Below are 21441 nucleotides of genomic sequence, written 5' to 3'. Positions count from 1 at the left end.
ATTATTTTACCACATTTATCCCTTCAGTTCAAAGACAAAGGGCGAATTCATCATGACGTGGGCCCGAGCGCCGGAAATTTCTTCCACCCACTCCGCCATGGCCATTAAGATGGCCTTTTCGCTGTGGAAGTGGCCGATGTCCAAAACCATGAGGCCGATTTCGTAGGCGTGCTGGCCGTCGTGATGCTTCACATCGCCGGTGATGAGCACGTCGGCCCCCCGTAGGGCCGCCTCGTCGATGTAATCGGCGCCGCTTCCGCCCACGAAGGCGATGGTGGAGACCGCGTCTTTTTTCTTTCCGTAACCCCGCACATTTTCGATGCCTTCTTCTTTAAAAATTGCCGAAAGCTCCGACAGGGTTAAATGATTCTCGCCCAAAATGCCCAGCTCGTCTTCTTCCGAAAGGACGCGGACGTTTTCAAGACCCAGCTTGTGGATCCATTGATCGTTCACGCCGCCCTTGGCTTTGTCCATATTGGTGTGGGCGGAGTAGACGGAAATGCCTCTGCGAATTAAATCCACCACCATGGCGCCCTTGGTGGTCTCTTCAGCCACATTAGAAAGGCCGCCGAAGAAAAAGGGATGGTGGGTTAAGATCAATTCCGCCCCCACTTCCGCGGCGAGATCCACCGTCTCGGGGGTGACGTCCATGGCCACCACCACATTGCTTACCTCGCGGTCCATGAGTTTGATCTGCCAACCGCTGGCGTCCCAGGGCTCCTGGGTCTCTTCCGGCGCCCATGTCCGCAATTTATTGACGATTTCTACACAGTTCAATGTACGCCTCCCACTTTTCCACGTCCCTATTTGCCTTGTCGATTAAATCCTTTTTGCCGCTCACTTCCACGGCACGGGCCACGCCCTCGAGCCGCGCCTTTTCTTTTTCCGCCATGGGAAGAAAATCGTCGCAGCCGATAAAATCTTTCCACGATACGGAATCCGTTCCCCCCGGTACAATTTTCATCAGGGGATAAAATTTGCCCCGCTCTTCCACGAGATCCGCTTCCAAAAGGCGAAAGCCCCCGCGGGAAATGTAGTCGAACAAATCTTCCGCTCCCTGCATGGGCTGGACGATGCACCAATCCAGGGCATCCGCCACATCCCTTCCACGAGAGAGGATGTCCGCAATTAACAGGCCACCCATGCCCATAATAATCGCTCCCTGAATTTCGCCGGGGGCCATGGGCGCAAATCCGTCGCCGAGGCGGGTTTCGAAACGGCCCTTAAAGCTCCCTGACAAAAGAGAAGCCGCTTTGTTCAGGCTGGGTAGGGAAATATCCGTGGCGATGACTTTCTCGGCTCTATTTGCCTCTAAAAGGGCGTGGGAGATATAGCCGTGATCGCAGCCTATATCTCCCACGCGTTGAACCTTCGGGGTCATATGAAATACGGCCTGAAGCCGCTTGGACGATTGAATCATTCCAAAAAGTCCTTTAGCTTCTTGCTGCGGCTCGGGTGGCGCAATTTACGCAGGGCCTTCGCTTCGATTTGACGAATCCGCTCCCGGGTGACGTCAAATTCCTTGCCCACTTCTTCCAAAGTGCGCGCCCGGCCGTCATCCAAACCGAAGCGCAATGTAAGCACTTGTTTTTCTCTTTCCGTCAAAGTGGTGAGCACATCGCCCAGCTGTTCCTTTAAGAGGATAAAGGTGGCGGCTTCCTGAGGCGATAAAATATCGTCGTCGGGAATAAAGTCTCCCAAGTGGGAATCTTCTTCCTCGCCGATAGGCGTTTCCAGGCTCACCGGCTCTTGGGCGATCTTTTGAATCTCACGCACTTTGTCCACGGTAATGCCCATTTCCTCGGCGATTTCTTCCGGTTGGGGATCCCGCCCTAAATCCTGCACCAATTGCCTTTGCACCCGCACCAATTTGTTGATGGTTTCCACCATGTGCACGGGAATGCGAATGGTCCGGGCCTGATCGGCGATGGCACGGGTAATGGCTTGGCGAATCCACCAAGTGGCGTAGGTGGAAAATTTAAAGCCCTTCTTGTAATCGAATTTGTCCACGGCCTTCATCAGGCCCAAATTGCCCTCTTGAATTAAATCCAAAAAGCTCATGCCTCGGCCCACGTAGCGCTTGGCGATACTGACGACGAGACGCAGATTCGCTTCGGCCAGCTCCCGCTTGGCCAGCTCGTCTCCTTCTTCCATGCGCTTGGCGATGGCCACTTCTTCGTCGGGCTCCAGAAGGGGAATCTTGCCGATCTCCTTCAGGTACATGCGCACGGGATCGTCGACGCTGCCGCCTTTGATTTCCGGCACTTCCTTTTTCTTCTTCGCCGAAATCTTGGTCTTTTTGTCCTCGTCGTCTCTTAAAATTTCTACGTCAAGGTCTTCAAACTCCGCATAGATGTCGTCCATTTCGTCGCTGGACAAGTCTATATCGTCAAGGGCATCGACGACTTCCTGCGCCGTTAAGCTGCCGTGCTTGACGCCTTTTTTAAATAACTTTTCAATGGCCGGATCTTTTTCCAAAATATGTTCGTCAAATTCGTGGAGGTGATCCTTGTGATCCAAGTTGTTCGTCATCTATGATTCGTCCCCTTTTCTACTTCGTGTAAACGTCGGTTGATCTCATTTAATTCGTATAATTTTTCGGACAAGTTTTCATGCTCGTCCCCTTCAGACGACTTTTCCATATGTTCGATGTCGTGCAATAATTTCTGACTGCGCAGCCTGAGGCCCTCGGAATAAATACGGTCGATAAGCTCGCTGACTATGGCCTCTGCATGTATTAAATCCATACCCTTTGTGAGCCGATAGAAACGCTCTTTCATCTCGGGATAGGCATCAAAAAATTGACCCTTTCGCTCTTTCGCCGGTAGGTCCTCTTTGTAAAGGTCCGAAAGATAGGTAAACATGCGGCCGACATTTTCGTCTGCCACGTATTTCCACTGATCCTTCTTCTCGATAATGGCGAAAAAATCTTTGTCTTCCAACCCGTACTGCAAGAGGCTGAGCCACAGACCTTCCTGGCGATCGGTCTCCGGCTTTTTTTTCACTTCCTTCGGGCGGCTCGCCTGACCGCGGCGAAATTCCGCTTCGAAGGATTCGGGTCTGACGCCGTAGGTCTCGGCAAATTTATTGGCAAAGACGTCGCGCTCCACGGGGCTTTTCACTTTGGACAAAATCCCCGTGACGCCCTTCAGAAATTCCGACAGGGAGGCGGCGTCTTCCAGATGGTAATTCTTTTCCAGATTCTGCACCTGAAACTCCACGGAGGAGAGGCCGCGATTTAATTTTCCCTCAAAGGCGATCTTACCGTAGTCGCGAATGTATTCGTCCGGATCCTTGCCCCCTTCCAAGACGACGATACGGGGGCGAATGTCTTCCGCCAACAACACCTCAATGGCCCGGTCCGTGGCCGCCTGTCCCGCCTTGTCGCCGTCGTAGCAAATAAATACCTGCTTGCCGTAGCGCTTAATGATGCGGGCCTGCTCCCGGGTAAGGGATGTGCCCAAACTCGCCACGGCGTAGCCTATCCCCGCCGCGTGAAGGGAGATTACGTCCATATACCCTTCCACCAGGAGAATGCGCTCCCGGTCCGACACTTTCATCACCCGATTTAATCCGTAAAGCTCCCGGCTCTTTTTATAGAGCAAGGTATCCGACGAATTCAGGTATTTGGGCAAGCTGTCGTCAAGCACGCGGCCGCCGAAGCCCACCACTCGGGATTTTCTGTCGATAATGGGAAAGATCAGACGGTTTCTGAAGCGGTCGTAGTAATGATTGCGCTCTTCGTTGTAAGAGAGGAGATTCGCTTCAAAAAGCTCCTTTTCGTCGTAGCCCTTTGCCTTCATATGGCCCAACAGCTGATCGCCGCCGGCGGGGGCAAAGCCCAAGCCGAAGGCCAGGATCATGTCCTGTCCGATGCCGCGATTTTTTAAGTAGTCCAGGCTGTAGGGATTGCGGCTTAAAATTTCCATGTAGTACAGGGCCGCCTCTCGGTTCATGGCCACCATGCGCTCGCGCTTTTTATCCGCGGCCGTGTCTCTGAAGGAGGGCTTTAAGTCGATGTGAAGATCCTCGGCTAATTTTTCCACGGCCTCGATAAAGCCCAAGCCCTCTTTTTCCATGAGAAATTTAATCACGTCGCCGCCGGCGCCGCAACCGAAGCAATGGTAATAGCCCTTTTCCGGCTGCACAGAAAAAGAAGGGGTCTTTTCCGTATGAAAAGGACAAAGACCCATGTAATTTCTTCCCTTTTTTTCCAGCTTGGTGTAGCGACCGATCCATTCGACAATATCGCTCTCTTCTTTTACCCGCTGAATAATTTCATCGTCGATGATCGAAGCCATATTGTCACCTGCTTTCTACAGACTGTGCCAATCCTTGGGCACAAACAGTTCCTTCCATACATTGATGGCGAAGCGATCGGTCATGCCGGCGATATAGTCGGTGACCATATCGTCGCTCGTCATGTCGTGGGCCTTTGAAAAAGCCACGTGGGCCTCGGGAATGGCCTCGTGATTTTCCATAAAGTAGGCGTAGAGATCTCGAATGAGCCGCTCCACCTTTCCGTCTTCGCTCTTGACCGTGGGATTGAAATACACCCGCTGAAACATAAATTTGCGAAGATCCGACATGGCCTCGTAAATTCCCCGGTCCATGGTAATTTCATTTAAGTCCCCGCTGGCATCGATGAGGCTTTTCACCATGGAGGTAATGCGATCGGAATGAGTCGCCCCCAAGGTGGCCACAATGTCTTTCGGTATGTCTTCCATGGAGAGGACGCCGGCGCGAATGGCATCGTCGATGTCGTGATTCAAATAGGCGATGCGATCGGCAAATTTAATGATCTGTCCCTCCAAGGTGTGGGCGGGATTGACGGCCTGTTCCTTGGAATGATGTAAAATGCCGTCCCGCACTTCCCAGGTTAAGTTCAGCCCCGGCCGATCCCCTTTGGATTCCAACAGATCCACCACCCGCAAGCTGTGGGCGGCGTGATCGAAGCCATTGGGATGCAACTGATCCAGCACCGCTTCTCCGGAGTGGCCGAAGGGCGTATGGCCCAAGTCGTGACCCAGGGCGATGGCTTCCACTAAATCTTCATTTAGCGCCAGACCCCGTGCCATAGTGCGGGCGATCTGCGCCACTTCCAATGTGTGGGTGAGGCGGGTACGGTAGTGGTCCCCCTCCGGTGCCACGAAGACGTGGGTCTTATGCTTCAGGCGGCGAAAGGCCTTGGAGTGGATAATGCGGTCCCTGTCTCGTTGAAAACAGGTGCGCATGGAACAAGGGGCCTCTTCTTTTAAGCGCCCCTTGGACCGCACGGCGTGCGACGCCTTCTCGTGCAGTATGGTCTCTTCGATTTGTTCCCATCGCTCGCGTTGAAGCATAGATCCTCCTAAAACCGGCTCACCATGTAGTCGTTAATAATCTCCGCCGTTTCCTCGATGGCCTTATTGGACACGTCGATAATCGTACAGCCGATGTCTTTCATAATCTGTACGGAATAATCCACTTCTTCTTTAATGCGGTCCACATTGGCATACTTCGCCGAAGAGTTCAGCCCCAAGGCGCGGAGCCGCTCTTCACGAATGGTATAGAGCTTGTCAGAATTGGCCACCAGGCCGAATAGCCGGCGCTTGTCTTTTTGATAGACTTCCTTGGGCACGGGCACTTCCGGCACCAAAGGCACATTGGCCACTTTGTAAAGCTTGTTGGCAAGGTACATGGACAGGGGCGTCTTGGACGTACGGCTGACGCCGACGAGGACGATGTCCGCCTTGACCACACCGCGGGGATCCTTGCCGTCGTCGTATTGTACGGCAAATTCGATGGCTTCGACTTTTTTAAAGTAATTGTCGTCGAGGCGGCGAATGAGTCCCGGTTGACGCATGGGCTCGTAGCCTAAAATCGATTGGATCTCATCCATAGGCGGGCCCATGACATCTACCATATGCAGATTCAGCTCGCACTCTTTCTGCTTCATATAGGCCCGGGTGTCCTTATCCACATTGGTGTAGACCACTAAGGCCCTTTTGTGCTTGGCCGCATCCTCCAGTAGAGGCTTGACCTGCTCCACCGTATTCGTGTAAGGGAAGCGCTTAATGGCGAAATCCTTCGTGTCAAATTGCTTGACCGATGCCTTGGCGATGAGCTCGCCGGTTTCGCCGATGCTGTCGCTAATGACATACACCATAAGTTTCGATTCGTCCCATGTGGAATCACTCATCTTCGTTTCCCCCTAAATCTACTACTAAGCGGTTAATATTGGTTTTGGTCAAACGGCCCACCACTTTCAGCTGCTCGTCGCCCTCCACCACGGGCAGGGCGTCGATCTGGCCGTGATCGATGGCGAGGGCCGCTTCGTAAATGCTGTCCTTCGGGCCCACGGAAATAATATTGGGCATGCGGGTCATAATAAGCGAAATCGGCGTCTTCTCGAGATCCACCTTGCCGATGGCCGAGCGGAGCAAATCTTTTCTCGAGACGCAGCCCACGAGATAGCCGTCGCGGGTGACGAAAATCGTGCCGATGTTTTCGAGAAAAATCGTGCAAATGCCGTCGTAGACGCTGGCCTTTTCATCCAGCACCACGGGAACGCTCATGATTTCTTCCACCACGATGCTCTCTAAAATTTCTCTAAGCCGTAGGTGGGTGGGGTCGCCTTTGTAATAGTAACCGACCTTGGGTCTGGCGTCTAAATAATCGAGCATGGTGAGCACGCTTAAATCGTTTCGAATCGTGCCTCTCGCCACGTCCAAGAGCCCGGCGATGTCGTCGCCGATAATGGGCCCTTCCTCTCGAACGATTTTTATGATCTGCTCTTGGCGCTTACTCAGTTTCACAGGGCACCTACCCTTCGACGATTTGTTTTCCGTTAAACTCCCTTTGTACCAAGGCGTCGATTCGTTGAATCAAGCCTAAGCGATTTTTTCTGAGTGCTTCGTCTTCCGCCATAACCATGACGCGGTCGAAGTATTGGTGAATGGGATCGGTTAAGCTGTTTAACAGATCCAAATACCGCGCGTCGTCGCGCTTTCTGTAGGCATCGTCCAATTCAGGTTCCAGGGCGACGACTTTATCGTAAAGGACTTTTTCTTCTTCCGTTAAGATTTCTTCGTTCACGGCTTCTTCCACCGGATCGTTTTTCGATGCGATATTTTCTACGCGGGTCACCGCTTCCAGGAAGGACTTGCGGTCCCCGTCCACAAAGAAGTTTTGCAGGGCCTGTGCCTTTTCAAAGACGCGCAGGCTGTCTTCCCCTTCGATGTCGTTTAGGCCTTGGATAATGTCGTAGCGAATGCCGTCGTCGTCCAACATGGTGTCGATGCGGCCGCGGAAGAATTTAAGAATTTGCTCCCGCACTTCTTCCCGATCGAAGACCAGGCCCATGGAATCCACAAAGGAGAACAGGGAGGCGTCGATGCAGTCGCTTAAAGATAATTCCCAGCGCTTTTCGTTGATCATGCGCAAGATGCCGATGGCCTTTCTGCGAAGGGCAAAGGGGTCTTGGCTGCCGGTGGGCACTTCGCCGATGGCAAAGAGGCCGCAGATCGTGTCGAATTTATCGGCCAAAGAGACGATGGTGCCGGTGGTGGTTTCGGGCAGATCTGCGCCGCTGGATACGGGCATATATTGTTCCCGAATGGCGTCGGCCACGACATCTTCTTCACCGTCCAGGGCGGCGTAAATGCTGCCCATAATGCCTTCCAGCTCCGTAAATTCCTGAACCATATTGGTCATTAAATCGGCCTTGGACAAATAACATGCCCGCTTCGCCGATTCCACGGTCTTGTCGCCCACGGCTAAAATTTCGCCGATGCGAACGACGAGGTCTCCCAGGCGTTTGGACTTGTCCGCCATGGTGCCCAGCTTTTCCTGAAAGACGATGCCGTCCAATGCGGCGACGTAGTCTTCCAAGGGCCGCTCTCTGTCGTTGTCGAAGAAGAAGCGAGCATCTTCCAGGCGGGCTTCCAATACTTTTTCGTTGCCTTCCGCCACCACGTCGGCGTAGTCTTCGTTGCCGTTGCGAATGGTGATGAAGTAGGGAAGCAACTCTCCTTCCGGGCTGTAGACCGGGGTGTAGCGCAAGTGTTCCCGCATCGGCGTGGTGATGACCACGTCAGGCAGGGAGAGGAATTTTTCCTGAACATTGCCCAAAATCGCCGTGGGGTATTCCACGATAAAGGTCAGTTCTTCTAAAAGATCCTCGTCTTTATGAATTTCGCCGCCATTGGATTTGGCCATGTGGCGAATTTGATAGAGGATGGTTTCCTTGCGCTTGTCCTGATCGAGAATGACGAAATTTTTCTCTAAGGCTTCTTCGTATTCACGCACGTCGTTAATGACGATGTGGCTGCTGCCCAGGAAGCGGTGGCCGCGAGTCACATTGGACAAGGCGATGCCTTCCAGATCGAAGGGCACGACGCGGTCGTTTAACATGGAAAGAACCCAGCGAATGGGACGGGCAAAGCGGATGTTCTTTCCGCCCCAACGCATATTTTTAGGGAAGGGAATGTGGTGAATGGCATCGGGAATAATCTCCGCCAAAATCACTTCTGCCGGTTCGCCCTTTTTATGAATGTGGGCATACATATACTCGTTGCCCTTGAGCTCGCGCACTTCAAGATCTTCTTCCGATACGTTTTGACTGCGCAAAAAGCCTTCCAAGGGTTTGTTAATGGAGCCGTCTTCTTTATAGGCGATTTTTTTCGCCGGCCCCTTGACCCAGTCTTCGATGTCGCCTTGGGCGTCGTCGATGTCGTGAATCATCAGGCTCAAACGCCGCGGCGTGGCGTATGCGGCGATGTGATCGAAGCCTAAGTTCGCTTCGTTCAACGCCGTTTCCACCAAGTCTTTAAATGCATTTAACGCATTGCGAATGTAGGAGGAAGGCAATTCCTCCACGCCCACTTCGATTAAATAAATATTCTCGCGATTACTCATGATCGTCCTCCCCCTTCTTGATCAGCGGGTAGCCCATGGCTTCTCTCTGTTCAATATACTTTTGCGCCGTCAGACGAGCCATGTTCCGTACTCTGGAAATATAGGCCGCCCGTTGGGAAACGGATATGGCGCCTCTTGCGTCCAATAGATTAAAGGTATGGGAGCACTTCAATACGTAATCGTAGCCCGGCAGGACGAGATCTAAATCCAGGACACGGGTCGCTTCCTTTTCGTACATGTCGAAAAGGTGTTTCAGCATGTCGATGTCGGCAATTTCAAAGCTGTACTTCGAATGCTCGTACTCGGCTTTTTTAAAGATGTCGCCGTATTTAATGTGGCCGTTCCAGTCGATGTCGTAAACCGTGTCCACATCTTGCAAATACATGGCGATCCGTTCCAAACCGTAGGTCAGCTCCGCACTTTCCAAGTCGCAGTTAATACCGCCGACTTGTTGGAAGTAAGTAAACTGGGTGATTTCCATGCCGTCGAGCCAAACTTCCCAGCCCAAGCCCCAAGCGCCCAGGGTCGGGGATTCCCAGTTGTCTTCCACGAAGCGGATGTCGTGTTTCAAAGGATCGATGCCCAAAACTTCCAGGCTCTTCAAATAAAGTTCCTGCACGTCTTCGGGAGACGGTTTTAAAATAACTTGCAGTTGATGGTGTTGATAGAGGCGATTGGGGTTGTCGCCGTAACGGCCGTCCGCCGGCCGTCTGGAAGGTTCAACATACACGGTGCGCCAGGGTTCGGGACCCAAGGTGCGCGTAAAGGTATGGGGACTCATGGTTCCGGCACCTTTTTCCGTATCGTAGGGTTCCAAAACCACACAGCCTTGCTCGTTCCAGTATTCTTGTAATTTCTGTATCATTCCTTGAAAATGCATTTCTTCCTCCCCTCTACATCCTCAACTGTAGAGATTGTATGTTGTCCAGTTGTAAATTATCCACGGCGTACACTTTCATCAGTCCATAGATTTTTTCTAATGTACTCGGAAGCACATGGGATAAATTTATCTTATCCAATGGAGTATATAGCAAATGGCGGAAAGTGTAAATATCTTCGTCGTCTAAGGGGGCCCCTCCGTAGGCGCCGTCGGCTTCCACCACGCCGCTGCCTGTGAGAAAAACGTAAGAGCCCTCGTCGGTTTCCGGCATCATGGGCCGGTAGCCCATAAAGCTTAAATACTTGATTAAAAAGCCGAGAAACACCGGCAGGGGCGCCTCTCTCACCGAGAGTTCGTGAAGGGCCTTTCGCGTCAAAGAAAAGATCCGAGCCGTGCCCTCTCCCTCTACGCTGCTCTTGTCGACGATTTCCACCAAAGCCGATGCGTAGACCAGGGCGTCGTAATTTTTTCTCAGCCCCATATTGCCCTGCAAAATCTTCCCGCTGTTTAAATAATAAAAGCTCTTTCCCGCACCGAGGCGGTAGAGGCCGAAGGTGAAGGTCTCGCTTAAAGCCACGGTGGCCGAGCGGCGGGACTTGGCGCCCTTTACCAAGACGGAAAGCTTCCCCGCCCGCTCCGTGTAGAGGCGAATGATTTTATCGCTCTCCCCGTAGGGCATGGATGCGAGAACCACCCCTTGACACTCAATCCGCTTTGTATCCAAAGGCCTTTACCTTCTCGTCTTTTTCCCGCCAGTTTTTGCTGACCTTGACCCAGAGCCGAAGGTTGACCCGCTCCGACAGAAAGGCTTCGATTTCTTTTCGCGCCTCCGTGCCGATGCGCTTCAGCATCTGTCCGTCTTTGCCGATAATAATGCCCTTATGGGAATCCCGCTCCACGTAAATGGTGGCTTGGATTTCCATGATATCCTTGCCTTCCGGCTCTTTCATGGAGTCGATGGACACGGCCAGGCCGTGAGGCACTTCGTCCCTTAGATAGAACAGGCCCTTTTCCCGAATCAGTTCGGCGACGATAAATTTCTCCGGTTGATCGGTGATCATGTCCTCGGGGAAGTATTGGGGGCCTTCCGGCAAGTGGTCAAAGATCACATCCAACAGGTGGTCCACGTTTTCGTCCTTTAAGGCGGAGACGGGGACGATGTCGTCGAAGCGTTCCATAGCGGCAAACTTGGCGATAATGGGCAAGACTTCGTCTCTGGGCGCCATGTCCACTTTGTTAATGACCAGAATCGCCGGAATGTCCTTCCCTTCTTTGTCCATGGCCTCGAGGATCATCTTGTCCTTGGGGCCCAGGTAGTCGCTCATGTCCACCACCATAAGAATCACGTCTACGCCTTCCATGGAAGAGACGCTGGTCTTTAACATATAGTCGCCCAGTTTGTTTTTCGGCGACTGGATCCCCGGCGTGTCCAGAAAAACAATTTGGCCACGATCGTCGGTGTGGATCATGGTGATTTTATTTCTCGTGGTTTGGGCCTTGTTCGAGGTAATGGACAGTTTTTCCTTAAGTATTCTGTTTAAAAGTGTGCTTTTGCCCACATTGGGCCGTCCCACGACGCTGACAAATCCTGATTTATGCATCGACTTCTCCTTTTAGATTTTCCGGCCCGAAACTGTGGGGCAAGAGCTCGTCCAACTTGTGGACGTGATAGTTTTCTTCGTCTTTCGCCACGACGATAGTGGCGTCTTCTCCGAATTCCCGGAGCACTTGGCGGCACACGCCGCAAGGATAGCCCTTGTCTTCTCCCGCCACCACGGCGATGATTTCCACCCGCTTGGCGCCTTCGCTCACGGCTTTAAATACGGCCACCCGCTCGGCGCAGACCGTGGGCGTGTAAGAGGCGTTTTCGATATTGCAGCCGGTATAGATCTTGCCGTCGTCGGCGAGAAGGGCCGCTCCCACGGCGTAGCCGGAGTAGGGCACATAGGCGCCCTGTTGCGCCTCTTTGGCCGCGGCAATTAATTTTTGAATCGTTTCTTTTTCGTTCATCTTATCCCATCCATACAAATATAATGGCGGCGACGGCAATGCCTAGGATCGCCCCCGCCACGGTTTCTATGGGCTTATGTATTTCCCCTTCGATGCGGCTTTCCGCCACTAAAAAGGCCAGGCCGAAGGCGAGAGCGGCGATAAATCCGTTCATGGAGATAAAGGTAATGGAAGCCGCCATGCAGAAAGCAAGGGCCGAGTGGCCGCTGACGGCGCCGCCTTGAAAGTAACTGCCGCCGCTTTCTCTCTTGTAGAGCTTGGCGCCCACGGTCAAGATCAAGACGATAATAATGGCCACAAAGGTCAGGTGGGGCCCGGAGTTTTTAATTCGCACCAGGACCACGTCGGAAAAAGAAATGATTCGGTCGAAGAAAAGCAAATAGCCCGTCACCGCCGCGTTAATGCCCGCGAGAAGCACCGCCCCGGCGCTGATGTCTTTCACCAGCTTCGCCATGGGATGGTATTCCTGAGTGACCATGTCCACGGTGCGCTCGATGGCCGTGTTAAAAAGCTCCGATACGATGACGAAGGTCACCGCAAAGAGCAGGGCAATAAATTCAATGCGGGACAGATTAAACAAAAGGCTGAAGGCGATGACCCCCAATGCCGCCGCATAATGAAATTTCATATTCCGCTCCGAATGAATGGAGCTGACAATGCCCTGTACGGCAAAGTTAAAAGATTTAATAAAATTACCGCGCTTCATATTCTTCCCCTTCAAAAGCCGCCAGAAGCTTTTCTTCCATTTCCCGCATGGCCGCCTTTTCATCCGGCTCCTCGTGATCGTAGCCCACCAAATGAAGCAGGCTGTGCACCGTTAAGTAGGTGAGTTCCCGGCGATAGCCGTGGCCGAAATCCTCGGCCTGTTCCTCCACCTTGCGGGTGTTAATGATCACATCGCCTAAATTTCTGTAGTCACCGTAAGCCTCATCCATGGGAAAGCTCAAAACGTCCGTGGTTTTGTCCACGCCGCGAAAATCCCGGTTCAGTCGACGGATCTCCTCGTCTTCCACGAAGCTGACGGAGACTTCCACCTCGGCTTCCTCTGCGATCTTCGGAACGACGAAAGAGATCAGCTTCTCGATCAAATCCCTGTCCTCGTCGGATAGGGCGATGGTCTCCTGCCGGTCGTCCATGTAAAGGCTAAGTTCTGTCATGGGACTTGTCCTTTTTATCTTTCTTTTCCGACTCCTCGGCCGCCTTCTTTTCCTTTTCCCGATCGAAGCGATCGTAGGCGTCGATGATTCGTTGCACCAAGGGATGGCGCACGATGTCGTTTCTGCCCAGACGAATGATTTCGATGCCCTTGACTCCATCTAAAATTTTCAGCACCGTCTTCAGACCGGACTGCTTACCTCGGGGCAGGTCGATTTGCGTCACGTCCCCGGTAATAATGGCCTTGGAGCCGTAACCCAGGCGGGTCAAGAACATCTTCATCTGCTCGTTGGTGGAGTTTTGCGCCTCATCTAAAATGACATAGGCATTGTCCAAGGTCCGCCCCCGCATGTAGGCCAAGGGTGCCACTTCGATAAGACCTTTTTCCAAATACTTTTGAAAGGCGTCCTGACCCAAGATTTCGAAAAGGGCGTCGTAGAGGGGACGCAGGTAGGGATCCACCTTCATCTGCAAATCCCCGGGCAAAAAGCCCAGGCTCTCCCCGGCCTCCACGGCGGGGCGGGTGAGGATGATGCGGTTCACTTCCTTCTCCTTAAAAGCCTTCACCGCATTGGCCATGGCGATGTAGGTCTTCCCCGTACCGGCGGGGCCGATGCCGAAGACCACGTCGTGGCTCCTGATGGCGTCTAAGTAGCGCTTCTGCCCCAAGGTCTTCGGGCGAATGGGACGGCCCATTTCCGTGTAGACGATGACGTCGTCCAAGAGGGATGTAAAGCTGTCTTCGATGCCCGCCCGAACCAAATCGATGCTGTAGGCCACGTCTTTTTTGTCCACTCGCTTTTGTTTGTGAATGGCCTCGATTAAATTTTGCAGGACGATCCCCGCCTGTCTCACGGGCTCGTCTTCGCCCTTTACCGTCAGTCCGTCGTCTTCCTGACGGATGTGCACGGAAAAGGCCTCCTCGATCATCTTCGTGTGTTCGTCCAAATGGCCGAACAATTCCTTTAACACCTTGGGTTCACTGATGCCGATTACTAATTGATCTTGCAAAAACGTCTCCTTTACTTACGCTTACACTTGGGTTTGCTGAATACTTCACTGTAGATAAACGGCCGGTAAGCCTCGTCGAATGCTTCGATGGCGGCAAAGGGCGAGGGTTTTTCATCTGCCGGCTCCGCCTTCGCCTGCTCCTCGGTACTTGTCATGGCCTTCTCGGCCTCTGTAGCCCTTTGAAGGGCCTCATCGCTCATCTGCCGCTTCTGTTTTAAATGCCGGTCTATTTGCCTCTGAGTTTTCTTTTTCGCCGGCTTTTCCCCGGGCTGTTGAAATTCTTTAATGGCCTGCTGCACCTCAAAGGGCAGGGTCTTGTAATCCGGCTCCCGTTCTTTATGATTCTTTTTTTGATTCGCCTCGGCTCTGCGTCTTTGCTCCATACGGCTTCTGATCAGGCCAAAGGCACCGATAAGGATGAGGGTTAGAAGACCGTTCATTCACGGGCCTCAGTCGATTTATTTTTGTCGCCGCCGGCGATGGCTTCTCGCATGGCCGTGTCGCTCTTTAAATTTTCAAGCTCGTAATAGCCGCCCACGGAAAGCTTGCCGGATTTCAATGCTTCCGCCAAGGCCTTGGGCACTTCCGATTGAGCTTCTACGACGCGGGCATGCATGGCTTCCACTTCCGCACGCATTTCCTGTTCCCTGGCGATGGCCATGGAGCGGCGTTCCGACGCCTTCGCCTCGGCGATGCGCTTGTCCGCTTCCGCCTGATCCGTTTGCAAACGGGCGCCGATGTTTCGGGCCACGTCCACGTCGGCGATGTCGATGGATAGAATTTCGTAGGCCGTGCCCGAATCCAGGCCCTTGTCCAAAACGACGCGGGAAATATTGTCCGGGTTTTCCAACACTTCCTTGTAGGTTCTGGAAGAACCCACGGTGGTGACGATGCCTTCGCCGACGCGGGCGATAATGGTTTCTTCCCCTGCCCCGCCGACGAGGCGATCGATATTGGCCCGCACGGTCACCTTGGCGATGACCAAGACTTCGATGCCATCCTGTGCCACGGCGGAAATTTTCGGCGTCTCGATGACTTTCGGATTGACGCTGACCTGCACCGCTTCCAAAACGTCGCGGCCCGCCAGATCGATGGCGGCGGCTTCTTCAAAATTTAGCTGAATATCGGCACGTTGTGCGGCGATTAATGCGTCCACCACGGCGTCCACATTGCCTCCGGCCAGATAGTGGCCTTCCACGGATGCGATGTTTAATCCCATGCCGGCTTTTGTGGCCTTAATCATGGGATTGACGATACGGCGCGGCTTCACGCGGCGCAGGCGCATGCCGATCAAATCGGTCATTCGTACTTTCACGCCGGAGAAAAACGCCGTGACCCAAAGGCCGATGGGGACCATGGTCAAAATAACAAAGAGAAAGACGACCACCACAATGGCGAGCAGTGTGCCTAATATGGATCCGATGCTCATTGGATTACCTCCCGAGAAATGATTTGTTAGAAATGGGTTTTATCATTGCGTTAAATTTCGATTTTAAAAAAGTGCGAGCGAAAATTTATTCGTCCACGGCCCTGACGCTGACGCTGCGGCCGCGAATGGCCACGACTTCGATTTTTCGGTGACCTTCGATTAAAGGGCCGGCGGAGTGTACGGTGATTTCCTCGCCGTTAAATTCGCCGATGCCTTCGGGGCGAAGCTGGGTTCTGGAATAGCCCACATCCCCCACCTTCAGAGCCAAAGGCTTTTTTGTAAAGGCCGGACTTTCGCCCATGAGCTTCCGGACCACGGGCAGGCCTTCGCCCTTCTCCCACAGGCCCCGCGCCATGACCAGGACGACGACGGCGGAAAGAGCAAAAGTAAGTACGGCTTGAATCCCGTCGTCCATGGCCAGAGCCAGGGAGAGGAAAAACAAGACGATGCCGCTGATGCCTGCGATGCCGAAGCCCGGCACGATGGCCTCGATAAGCAAAAGGACGCCGCCGACCAAGCACAAAAGCAAGGTGATGACGGAGGCTCCGCCGACGAAAATTCCCGTGAGGAAATAAATAAGAAGGGCCGCGGTGCCGAAGATCCAGCTTTTGGAAAACTCTTTCGAAAAGAGGGCGTAGGTAAAGCTCGCCAAACCGATTATAACCAGCGCCGAGCGCAGCCACGGCAAGATATCGGCCGCAGCCCCCGCGCCGTATGACGGCGTCGTCGCAAAAAGAGTGCCTAAACTCGCCAAGAAAGCCTTCATGCCCATACACCTCCTAATACAATTATACCCGAGGAAATTGGCATGTAATCGAAAATAACCCGGAGACGCTCTCCGGGTTACTTTAATTTAAAATGCGATTGACGATGGCGTTAACCGCTTTGCCGTCGGCGCGTCCTTGCACTTTCGGCATAATGTTTTTCATGAGAAGACCCATTTGTTTTTTCTCCGTGATGTTGTTTTCTTCCATCACTTGGCGAATCAACTTTTCCAGTTCTTCTTCCGATAATTGTTCGGGCATGTATTTCATGAGAACGTCGATTTCCGCCTTTGTGCTTTCGACCAAGTCGTCGCGGCCGGCTTTTTCGAACTCTTCGATGCTGCCTCGGCGTTCCTTGATTTCTTTGGCGAGTACCGTGAGCACGCCGTCGTCGTCTAGCTCGACGCGTTCGTCCACTTCTTTTTGTTTAATGGCGGCGCGTACCATGGTGATCGTATCTTTCGTTCTCTTATCCTTCGTCTTCATTGCAGTTTTTAAATCCTGCATCAAGGTTTCTTTTAAAGACAAATTAACACCTTCTCAATTAGTATTTACGTTTTTTTCTACGTGCTTCCTCAGATTTTTTCTTACGCTTTACACTGGGTTTTTCGTAGTGTTCGCGCTTACGAACTTCTTTCAAAACACCACTGGAAGCACATTGTCTTTTAAATCTTTTTAAGGCAGATTCTAAAGACTCGTTTTCTCCAACGCGGATTTCCGACATGATTTCCCCTCCCCTCTTTTTGAAAAGAGTGAATAGCCTTTTCGACTAAATTCTTAACTATTATACACGTTTCGGGAGGCGAATTCAACAAAACTAAGGTTTTTCAAAGATCAACCCGGTGGCCACTGCAAACTGCGGCCGCCCAAGACGTGGAAGTGCATGTGTTTCACCGATTGGCCGCCGTCTTCGCCGATATTGTTCACGACGCGGTAGCCGTCTTTCAGGCCTTGCTCCTTGGCCAGGTCGCGAATTTTTTCGAAGACATAACCGATTAATTCGCCGTCTTCATCGTCCATGGTGTCCAGTGAGTCGATGTGTTTTTTCGGAATCACCAAAAAGTGAACCGGGGCTTGGGGATCGATGTCTTTAAAGACATAGATCTTGTCATCTTCGTACAAACATTGGGAAGGAATTTCGCCTTCGATGATCTTACAAAACAGACAATCCATTCGCATGCTCCTTTCTGATTCGGCCGGTGATCTCACCGCCGCTTTCTCCCTCAATTGTAACATATTGCAGGGTGTTTCTCAGATCTTCTTTTCCCTCCACGGCCAGGTAAATGTAGTTGGGCGTGTAGCCGTAGTTCTTGCCGTCTTTCTTCTCTTCGAAAAGCACGGGATAGGTCTTGCCGATTCTCTCCTTCACGAAATCCGAGGCCATTCGATCCCCCAAGGCGATCATGCGGGCGGCCCGCTCTTTTTTTACGGGACCGGGAATTTGATCCGTCCTCTTCGAGGCAGGCGTGTTTTTCCTCATGCTGTAGGGAAAGACGTGGAGCCGTGAAAAGCCCATTTCCTCGACGAAGTCCAGGCTCTCCCCAAAATCATCTTCCCCTTCTCCGGGAAAGCCCACGATGACGTCGGTGGTCAGCCCCACATCGGGAAAGACGCGCCGAATGCGCTGCACCGTGTCACGATACTCCTCGGGGCTGTAGTTGCGGTTCATCTCCCGCAAGGTTTTTTCACCGCCGCTTTGCAAAGACAAATGGAAATGGGGCATAAAGCTTTTCAGCTTCGCCACCCGATCTAAAAAATCGTCGGTAATGGTCATGGGCTCGATGGAGGAGAGGCGAATCCGCTCGATTCCTTCCACTCGGTCCATGGCTTCGATGAGATCGATGAGAGACACATCCTCCGCCAAATCTTTTCCGTAGCTGCCCACGTGAATCCCCGTCAAGACGATTTCCTTAAAGCCGCTTTCGGCGAGGCGCTTCGCCTCCTCCGTAGCATCGGCCATGTCCCGGGAGCGGATAAAGCCCCGGGCGTAGGGAATGATGCAGTAGGAGCAGTATTGATTGCAGCCGTCCTGCACCTTCATGTAGGCCCGGGTGTGGTCTTCGATTTCCTTGATCTTTAAATGCTCGAAGTCCTCGCCCTGCTCGTGGGCCCTGACGTGGACGATTTGCTCCGCCCCCTGAAAGAGCGCGTCGATATAGCCGGGAAGGGCGGCGCGATCTTTCGTACCTAAGACCAAATCCACGCCTTCAATTTTTGCCACTTCCTCCGCGGACACCTGGGCGTAGCAGCCCAGTACCACTACTTTGCAATGAGGATTCTCCCGCTTGTGCCGACGAATAATCTGACGACTCTTCCTATCGCTCTCGTTGGTCACCGTGCAGGTGTTGATGATGGCGAGATCCACGTCCATGGAATCGTCGTGGACATAGCCTTCCTTTTCGAGCATTTCCTCGACGGCTTCCGTTTCGTATTGATTGACTTTGCAGCCCAATGTATAGGTTTTAAATCGCCCCATGAACGCCCCTTTCTATTTTTCGCTTCATCACATAAGATGCCACGACGCCTGCCGTCTCCGTTCGTAATATCCGCTCGCCCATGGTAACGAAGGCGGCCTTCGCCTCTTCTAAAAGTGCGACTTCCCTTTCGGAAAAGCCGCCTTCCGGGCCGATGATCAGATAGATTCTCTTGGCACAAGACAGATCCGCATCTTCGATTTCCACGGCGGCCTCCCCTTCGTAACAGACGACGAGAAGGTCGTCGGCATCCGCTCCCTCGATGAGTTCGTCCACGGTAAGAAGCTCGCCGATATCCGGCACGCGGCGCCGATTGGATTGCTTCGCCGCCTCTTGGGCGATTTTTTCGAAGCGGGCCTTTTTCCCCTCGTACTTCTTCGAAAGATTGGAGACGGAGCGGTCCATCTGGAGGGGAATGAAACCGTCGATGCCGCATTCCGTGGCGTGCTTCAACACGGTCTCCGTCTTTTGATTCTTCCCCACGCCTTGAGCCAAAATCAGCTGCGCCTTTTCCTCTTCCCGCGCCAGGGCTTCTTCCACCCGCACAAAGGCTCGGTTGCCGACGATCTCAAGCATGCCGCGGTAAAGGCTTTCGTTCCAGGCGATTTGGATTTCGTCGCCCTCCTTTGCCCTGAGCACCCGGAGCAGGTGGTCGCTGTCTTCGGCTTTTAATGCCGCGCGCTTGCCTACGACGGGCCTGTCATCTACAAAAAAATGCCTCATGACGAACGCCTCGCCGCAATGGCCGACCAGTCGCCGTCGGTTTCGCTTTCGAGAATAACAAAGCCTTCCTTCGCCAAGGCGGCTTTTACATCCTCCAGTTTTTCTTTTAATATCCCCGATGCGATGTATATGCCCCCGGGCTTCACGTGAGAATACACATCACTTGCCATGCCGATGATCACTTCGGCGAAGATATTGCTCACCACCACGTCGGCCTCTTCCTTCACCACCTGGAAAAGATCGCCGAGGCGCACGTCGATCTTATCCTCCATTTGATTTTTCACCGCGTTGTTCTTTGTGGCTTCGATGCACTGGGGATCCAAATCCCCGGCGATGACTCTTGCCGCCCCCGATGCCACGGCCACCAGGGACAAGATGCCGCTGCCGCAGCCGATGTCGATGACCGAATCTCCGGGCTTCACGTACCGGCGAAGGTAGCGGGAGCAGAGAAAGCTGGTGGCGTGATTGCCGCTGCCGAAGGCCATGCCGGGATCCAGTTGCAGAATTTTTTCGCCCTCGCGGGCATCGTAATCTTCCCAGCTCGGCACGATGGAAAGTCCCTCGTCGATGGCGATGGGATGGAAGTAGCGCTTCCAGTCGTTGGCCCAATCCTGATCGGCCACGGCTTCCGTTTCCGCCGAAAAGCCCCGATCGCGGGCCGCCTTTAACAATTCGTCCATTTCATCTAATTGGGAGGCATCGAAATAAGCCTTTAATTCAAATACATCCGACGGAGCCTGAAGCAGGTCCTCGTCGATGCAGTCCCAAATAAAGGCGCCTTCTTTTAAATTGTCGATGGCTTCCGGAGAAATCACTTCGTAGCTGTCCACGCCCATGGACTGAAAGAGGGTCTCTCCCTCATCTTGCCGCGCCCGTTCCCCGGTTAGTTTCAGCATGTGGTATTGTGTCATTCAAAAAAGTCCTTTAGTTTTTGTAAAAATCCCTTTTCCTGCTCGGTCTTTTTGTTTCCTACTTCGCTGCGCAACTGTTCCAAAAGTTCCCGCTCGCCCTCGGATACTTTCGTCGGGACGAGAATTTTCACCATAAAGATCAAATCCCCGGCGCCCTTTCGACGTAGGAAGGGTACCCCTTCCCCTTTGATGCGGAAGTCTTCGCCGCTTTGCGTGCCGGCGGGAATGTCGTAATCGACGATTTCCTTCAGGGTGGGAACCTTAATGGTGCCGCCTAAGACGGCGTCTTCGTAGCGAATGGGAATCTCTACGTATAAATTATTGCCGCGGCGGGTGAAGATCTCGTCTTCTTCCACATGGAGATAGACGTACACCGTGCCCGCTTGGCCGCCGTTGTCACCGGCGTGGCCTTCCCCTGCCATGGTCATGACGCTTTGATCGTCGACGCCGGCGGGAATGCGCAAGTGAAGGGTTCTGTTTACCGTCTCCTTGCCGCTGCCCTTGCAGTGCTTGCAGGGCTCTTCGATGACGGTTCCCGTGCCGCCGCAGGTATCACAGGGCACCACGCGCATAAAGCGGCCGAAAGCCGACGAGGTGGATTGACGCACCTGACCGCTACCGCCGCAGGTTTCGCAGGTGTGGACCTTGCTCTCGTCCTCGGCGCCGGTGCCGTGGCAGTGGGAGCAGTTTTCCGTGCGACGGATCTGAATGTCTTTTTCCGTGCCGAACACCGCTTCTTTAAAGGTTAAATTGATATCGTAGCGAATGTGGGCGCCGTCTCTGGGCGCCTTGGCTTGATTGCCGCCGGAAAAATTCGCGCCGAAACCGCCGCCGAACATGTCGAAGAGGTCGCCGAAAATATCGCCGAAGCCGCCGCTGAATCCCCCGCCGCCGGAGGCGTAGTCGTTCTTAATGCCTTCTTCGCCGTAGACGTCGTAGGTGCGGCGCTTCGTTTCGTCGCTTAAGACTTCGTAGGCCAGATTTACTTCCTTAAATTTATGCTCCGCCTCGTCGTCCCCCGGGTGCAGGTCCGGATGGTACTGCTTCGCTTTTTTCCTGTATGCTTTTTTTATCTCCGCCGCCGTGGCGGTACGCTCTATCTCTAAAATCTCGTAAAAATCTCTCATGGACACCATCTCTTTCTCTTTGCTCAAATAGTGTTATCATACCCTATCCGCGGCGACTT

25 protein-coding genes are annotated in these 21441 nt (G+C 53.1%); all 25 read right to left on the bottom strand.

Going from position 1 to position 21441, the window contains the following annotated elements; genetic code table 11:
* Positions 1 to 15: 15 nt before the first annotated feature.
* On the bottom strand, positions 16 to 777 hold the full coding sequence (locus BN7444_RS06740; RefSeq protein ID WP_068457510.1) for a Nif3-like dinuclear metal center hexameric protein: 762 nt from the start codon (positions 775 to 777) through the stop codon (positions 16 to 18).
* Positions 752 to 1420 (bottom strand): class I SAM-dependent methyltransferase, encoded by a 669-nt coding sequence (locus BN7444_RS06735; protein ID WP_068457508.1) that lies wholly within the window; start codon positions 1418 to 1420, stop codon positions 752 to 754. The genes BN7444_RS06740 and BN7444_RS06735 overlap by 26 nt, the downstream gene beginning before the upstream one ends.
* The gene (gene rpoD, locus BN7444_RS06730; protein WP_068457505.1) at positions 1417 to 2532 is read right to left on the bottom strand and encodes an RNA polymerase sigma factor RpoD; all 1116 of its coding nucleotides are present in this window, start codon (positions 2530 to 2532) and stop codon (positions 1417 to 1419) included. Before rpoD ends, BN7444_RS06735 begins: the two co-directional genes overlap by 4 nt.
* A complete protein-coding gene (gene dnaG, locus BN7444_RS06725; protein ID WP_068457503.1) occupies positions 2529 to 4301 on the bottom strand; it encodes a DNA primase in 1773 nt (590 codons plus the stop codon). Before dnaG ends, rpoD begins: the two co-directional genes overlap by 4 nt.
* Before the next feature lie 15 nt (positions 4302 to 4316).
* Positions 4317 to 5342: a deoxyguanosinetriphosphate triphosphohydrolase gene (locus BN7444_RS06720; RefSeq protein WP_068457500.1), complete on the bottom strand. Its 1026-nt coding sequence runs from the start codon at positions 5340 to 5342 to the stop codon at positions 4317 to 4319.
* A gap of 8 nt (positions 5343 to 5350) precedes the next feature.
* On the bottom strand, positions 5351 to 6181 hold the full coding sequence (locus BN7444_RS06715; RefSeq protein WP_068457498.1) for a pyruvate, water dikinase regulatory protein: 831 nt from the start codon (positions 6179 to 6181) through the stop codon (positions 5351 to 5353).
* Positions 6174 to 6797 carry a transcriptional regulator CcpN gene (locus BN7444_RS06710; protein WP_068457497.1) on the bottom strand — a complete coding sequence of 208 codons (624 nt, stop codon included), beginning with the start codon at positions 6795 to 6797 and terminating at the stop codon, positions 6174 to 6176. The genes BN7444_RS06715 and BN7444_RS06710 overlap by 8 nt, the downstream gene beginning before the upstream one ends.
* A 7-nt stretch (positions 6798 to 6804) precedes the next feature.
* Positions 6805 to 8898 (bottom strand): glycine--tRNA ligase subunit beta, encoded by a 2094-nt coding sequence (glyS, locus tag BN7444_RS06705; protein ID WP_068457494.1) that lies wholly within the window; start codon positions 8896 to 8898, stop codon positions 6805 to 6807.
* The gene (gene glyQ, locus BN7444_RS06700) at positions 8891 to 9778 is read right to left on the bottom strand and encodes a glycine--tRNA ligase subunit alpha (RefSeq protein WP_068457492.1); all 888 of its coding nucleotides are present in this window, start codon (positions 9776 to 9778) and stop codon (positions 8891 to 8893) included. Before glyQ ends, glyS begins: the two co-directional genes overlap by 8 nt.
* Positions 9779 to 9791: 13 nt before the next feature.
* Positions 9792 to 10502, bottom strand: a complete 711-nt coding sequence (gene recO / locus BN7444_RS06695; protein ID WP_135122050.1) for a DNA repair protein RecO — start codon at positions 10500 to 10502, stop codon at positions 9792 to 9794.
* Positions 10483 to 11379 carry a GTPase Era gene (era, locus tag BN7444_RS06690; RefSeq protein WP_068457486.1) on the bottom strand — a complete coding sequence of 299 codons (897 nt, stop codon included), beginning with the start codon at positions 11377 to 11379 and terminating at the stop codon, positions 10483 to 10485. The genes recO and era overlap by 20 nt, the downstream gene beginning before the upstream one ends.
* Positions 11372 to 11788 carry a cytidine deaminase gene (locus BN7444_RS06685; protein WP_068457484.1) on the bottom strand — a complete coding sequence of 139 codons (417 nt, stop codon included), beginning with the start codon at positions 11786 to 11788 and terminating at the stop codon, positions 11372 to 11374. Before BN7444_RS06685 ends, era begins: the two co-directional genes overlap by 8 nt.
* A gap of 1 nt (position 11789) precedes the next feature.
* Positions 11790 to 12494: a diacylglycerol kinase gene (locus tag BN7444_RS06680; protein WP_068457482.1), complete on the bottom strand. Its 705-nt coding sequence runs from the start codon at positions 12492 to 12494 to the stop codon at positions 11790 to 11792.
* On the bottom strand, positions 12481 to 12945 hold the full coding sequence (ybeY, locus tag BN7444_RS06675) for an rRNA maturation RNase YbeY (protein ID WP_068457481.1): 465 nt from the start codon (positions 12943 to 12945) through the stop codon (positions 12481 to 12483). The genes BN7444_RS06680 and ybeY overlap by 14 nt, the downstream gene beginning before the upstream one ends.
* Positions 12932 to 13954 (bottom strand): PhoH family protein, encoded by a 1023-nt coding sequence (locus BN7444_RS06670; protein ID WP_068457479.1) that lies wholly within the window; start codon positions 13952 to 13954, stop codon positions 12932 to 12934. The genes ybeY and BN7444_RS06670 overlap by 14 nt, the downstream gene beginning before the upstream one ends.
* Before the next feature lie 11 nt (positions 13955 to 13965).
* Entirely contained in the window at positions 13966 to 14394 is a 429-nt protein-coding gene (locus tag BN7444_RS06665) for a hypothetical protein (RefSeq protein ID WP_068457478.1), read from the bottom strand.
* Positions 14391 to 15383: a flotillin-like protein FloA gene (gene floA, locus BN7444_RS06660; RefSeq protein ID WP_068457476.1), complete on the bottom strand. Its 993-nt coding sequence runs from the start codon at positions 15381 to 15383 to the stop codon at positions 14391 to 14393. Before floA ends, BN7444_RS06665 begins: the two co-directional genes overlap by 4 nt.
* 85 nt (positions 15384 to 15468) lie before the next feature.
* The gene (locus BN7444_RS06655; protein ID WP_167627205.1) at positions 15469 to 16149 is read right to left on the bottom strand and encodes an NfeD family protein; all 681 of its coding nucleotides are present in this window, start codon (positions 16147 to 16149) and stop codon (positions 15469 to 15471) included.
* An 82-nt stretch (positions 16150 to 16231) separates the two neighbouring features.
* A complete protein-coding gene (locus BN7444_RS06650; protein ID WP_068457471.1) occupies positions 16232 to 16675 on the bottom strand; it encodes a GatB/YqeY domain-containing protein in 444 nt (147 codons plus the stop codon).
* 16 nt (positions 16676 to 16691) lie between these two features.
* Entirely contained in the window at positions 16692 to 16871 is a 180-nt protein-coding gene (rpsU, locus tag BN7444_RS06645; protein WP_068367335.1) for a 30S ribosomal protein S21, read from the bottom strand.
* Positions 16872 to 16981: 110 nt separating this feature from the next.
* Positions 16982 to 17320, bottom strand: coding sequence for a histidine triad nucleotide-binding protein (locus BN7444_RS06640; RefSeq protein ID WP_068457470.1), 339 nt, complete (start codon positions 17318 to 17320; stop codon positions 16982 to 16984).
* On the bottom strand, positions 17301 to 18623 hold the full coding sequence (gene mtaB / locus BN7444_RS06635; RefSeq protein WP_068457464.1) for a tRNA (N(6)-L-threonylcarbamoyladenosine(37)-C(2))-methylthiotransferase MtaB: 1323 nt from the start codon (positions 18621 to 18623) through the stop codon (positions 17301 to 17303). The genes BN7444_RS06640 and mtaB overlap by 20 nt, the downstream gene beginning before the upstream one ends.
* Entirely contained in the window at positions 18610 to 19344 is a 735-nt protein-coding gene (locus BN7444_RS06630; RefSeq protein ID WP_068457462.1) for an RsmE family RNA methyltransferase, read from the bottom strand. The genes mtaB and BN7444_RS06630 overlap by 14 nt, the downstream gene beginning before the upstream one ends.
* Positions 19341 to 20255: a 50S ribosomal protein L11 methyltransferase gene (gene prmA / locus BN7444_RS06625; RefSeq protein ID WP_068457460.1), complete on the bottom strand. Its 915-nt coding sequence runs from the start codon at positions 20253 to 20255 to the stop codon at positions 19341 to 19343. The genes BN7444_RS06630 and prmA overlap by 4 nt, the downstream gene beginning before the upstream one ends.
* The gene (gene dnaJ, locus BN7444_RS06620) at positions 20252 to 21382 is read right to left on the bottom strand and encodes a molecular chaperone DnaJ (RefSeq protein WP_068458485.1); all 1131 of its coding nucleotides are present in this window, start codon (positions 21380 to 21382) and stop codon (positions 20252 to 20254) included. The genes prmA and dnaJ overlap by 4 nt, the downstream gene beginning before the upstream one ends.
* Positions 21383 to 21441: the final 59 nt, after the last annotated feature.

It is taken from the genome of Peptoniphilus pacaensis, from assembly GCF_900088125.1.
Lineage (GTDB): Bacteria > Bacillota > Clostridia > Tissierellales > Peptoniphilaceae > Aedoeadaptatus > Aedoeadaptatus pacaensis.
The sequence above is the reverse complement of the archived record's forward strand: the minus strand, read 5'-3'. Positions and strand labels throughout refer to the sequence as shown.

Bases quoted from the DNA above. Each gene is read 5' to 3' on its own strand.
- BN7444_RS06735 (WP_068457508.1), bottom strand. From the start codon at position 1,420: ATGATTCAATCGTCCAAGCGGCTTCAGGCCGTATTTCATATGACCCCG.
- floA (WP_068457476.1), bottom strand. From the start codon at position 15,383: ATGAGCATCGGATCCATATTAGGCACACTGCTCGCCATTGTGGTGGTC.
- mtaB (WP_068457464.1), bottom strand. From the start codon at position 18,623: ATGGGGCGATTTAAAACCTATACATTGGGCTGCAAAGTCAATCAATAC.
- BN7444_RS06655 (WP_167627205.1), bottom strand. From the start codon at position 16,149: ATGAAGGCTTTCTTGGCGAGTTTAGGCACTCTTTTTGCGACGACGCCG.
- dnaG (WP_068457503.1), bottom strand. From the start codon at position 4,301: ATGGCTTCGATCATCGACGATGAAATTATTCAGCGGGTAAAAGAAGAG.
- BN7444_RS06685 (WP_068457484.1), bottom strand. From the start codon at position 11,788: ATGAACGAAAAAGAAACGATTCAAAAATTAATTGCCGCGGCCAAAGAG.
- dnaJ (WP_068458485.1), bottom strand. From the start codon at position 21,382: ATGAGAGATTTTTACGAGATTTTAGAGATAGAGCGTACCGCCACGGCG.
- era (WP_068457486.1), bottom strand. From the start codon at position 11,379: ATGCATAAATCAGGATTTGTCAGCGTCGTGGGACGGCCCAATGTGGGC.
- BN7444_RS06680 (WP_068457482.1), bottom strand. From the start codon at position 12,494: ATGAAGCGCGGTAATTTTATTAAATCTTTTAACTTTGCCGTACAGGGC.
- BN7444_RS06640 (WP_068457470.1), bottom strand. From the start codon at position 17,320: ATGGATTGTCTGTTTTGTAAGATCATCGAAGGCGAAATTCCTTCCCAA.
- BN7444_RS06720 (WP_068457500.1), bottom strand. From the start codon at position 5,342: ATGCTTCAACGCGAGCGATGGGAACAAATCGAAGAGACCATACTGCAC.
- BN7444_RS06665 (WP_068457478.1), bottom strand. From the start codon at position 14,394: ATGAACGGTCTTCTAACCCTCATCCTTATCGGTGCCTTTGGCCTGATC.
- prmA (WP_068457460.1), bottom strand. From the start codon at position 20,255: ATGACACAATACCACATGCTGAAACTAACCGGGGAACGGGCGCGGCAA.
- glyS (WP_068457494.1), bottom strand. From the start codon at position 8,898: ATGAGTAATCGCGAGAATATTTATTTAATCGAAGTGGGCGTGGAGGAA.
- rpoD (WP_068457505.1), bottom strand. From the start codon at position 2,532: ATGACGAACAACTTGGATCACAAGGATCACCTCCACGAATTTGACGAA.
- ybeY (WP_068457481.1), bottom strand. From the start codon at position 12,945: ATGACAGAACTTAGCCTTTACATGGACGACCGGCAGGAGACCATCGCC.
- rpsU (WP_068367335.1), bottom strand. From the start codon at position 16,871: ATGTCGGAAATCCGCGTTGGAGAAAACGAGTCTTTAGAATCTGCCTTA.
- glyQ (WP_068457492.1), bottom strand. From the start codon at position 9,778: ATGCATTTTCAAGGAATGATACAGAAATTACAAGAATACTGGAACGAG.
- BN7444_RS06715 (WP_068457498.1), bottom strand. From the start codon at position 6,181: ATGAGTGATTCCACATGGGACGAATCGAAACTTATGGTGTATGTCATT.
- BN7444_RS06630 (WP_068457462.1), bottom strand. From the start codon at position 19,344: ATGAGGCATTTTTTTGTAGATGACAGGCCCGTCGTAGGCAAGCGCGCG.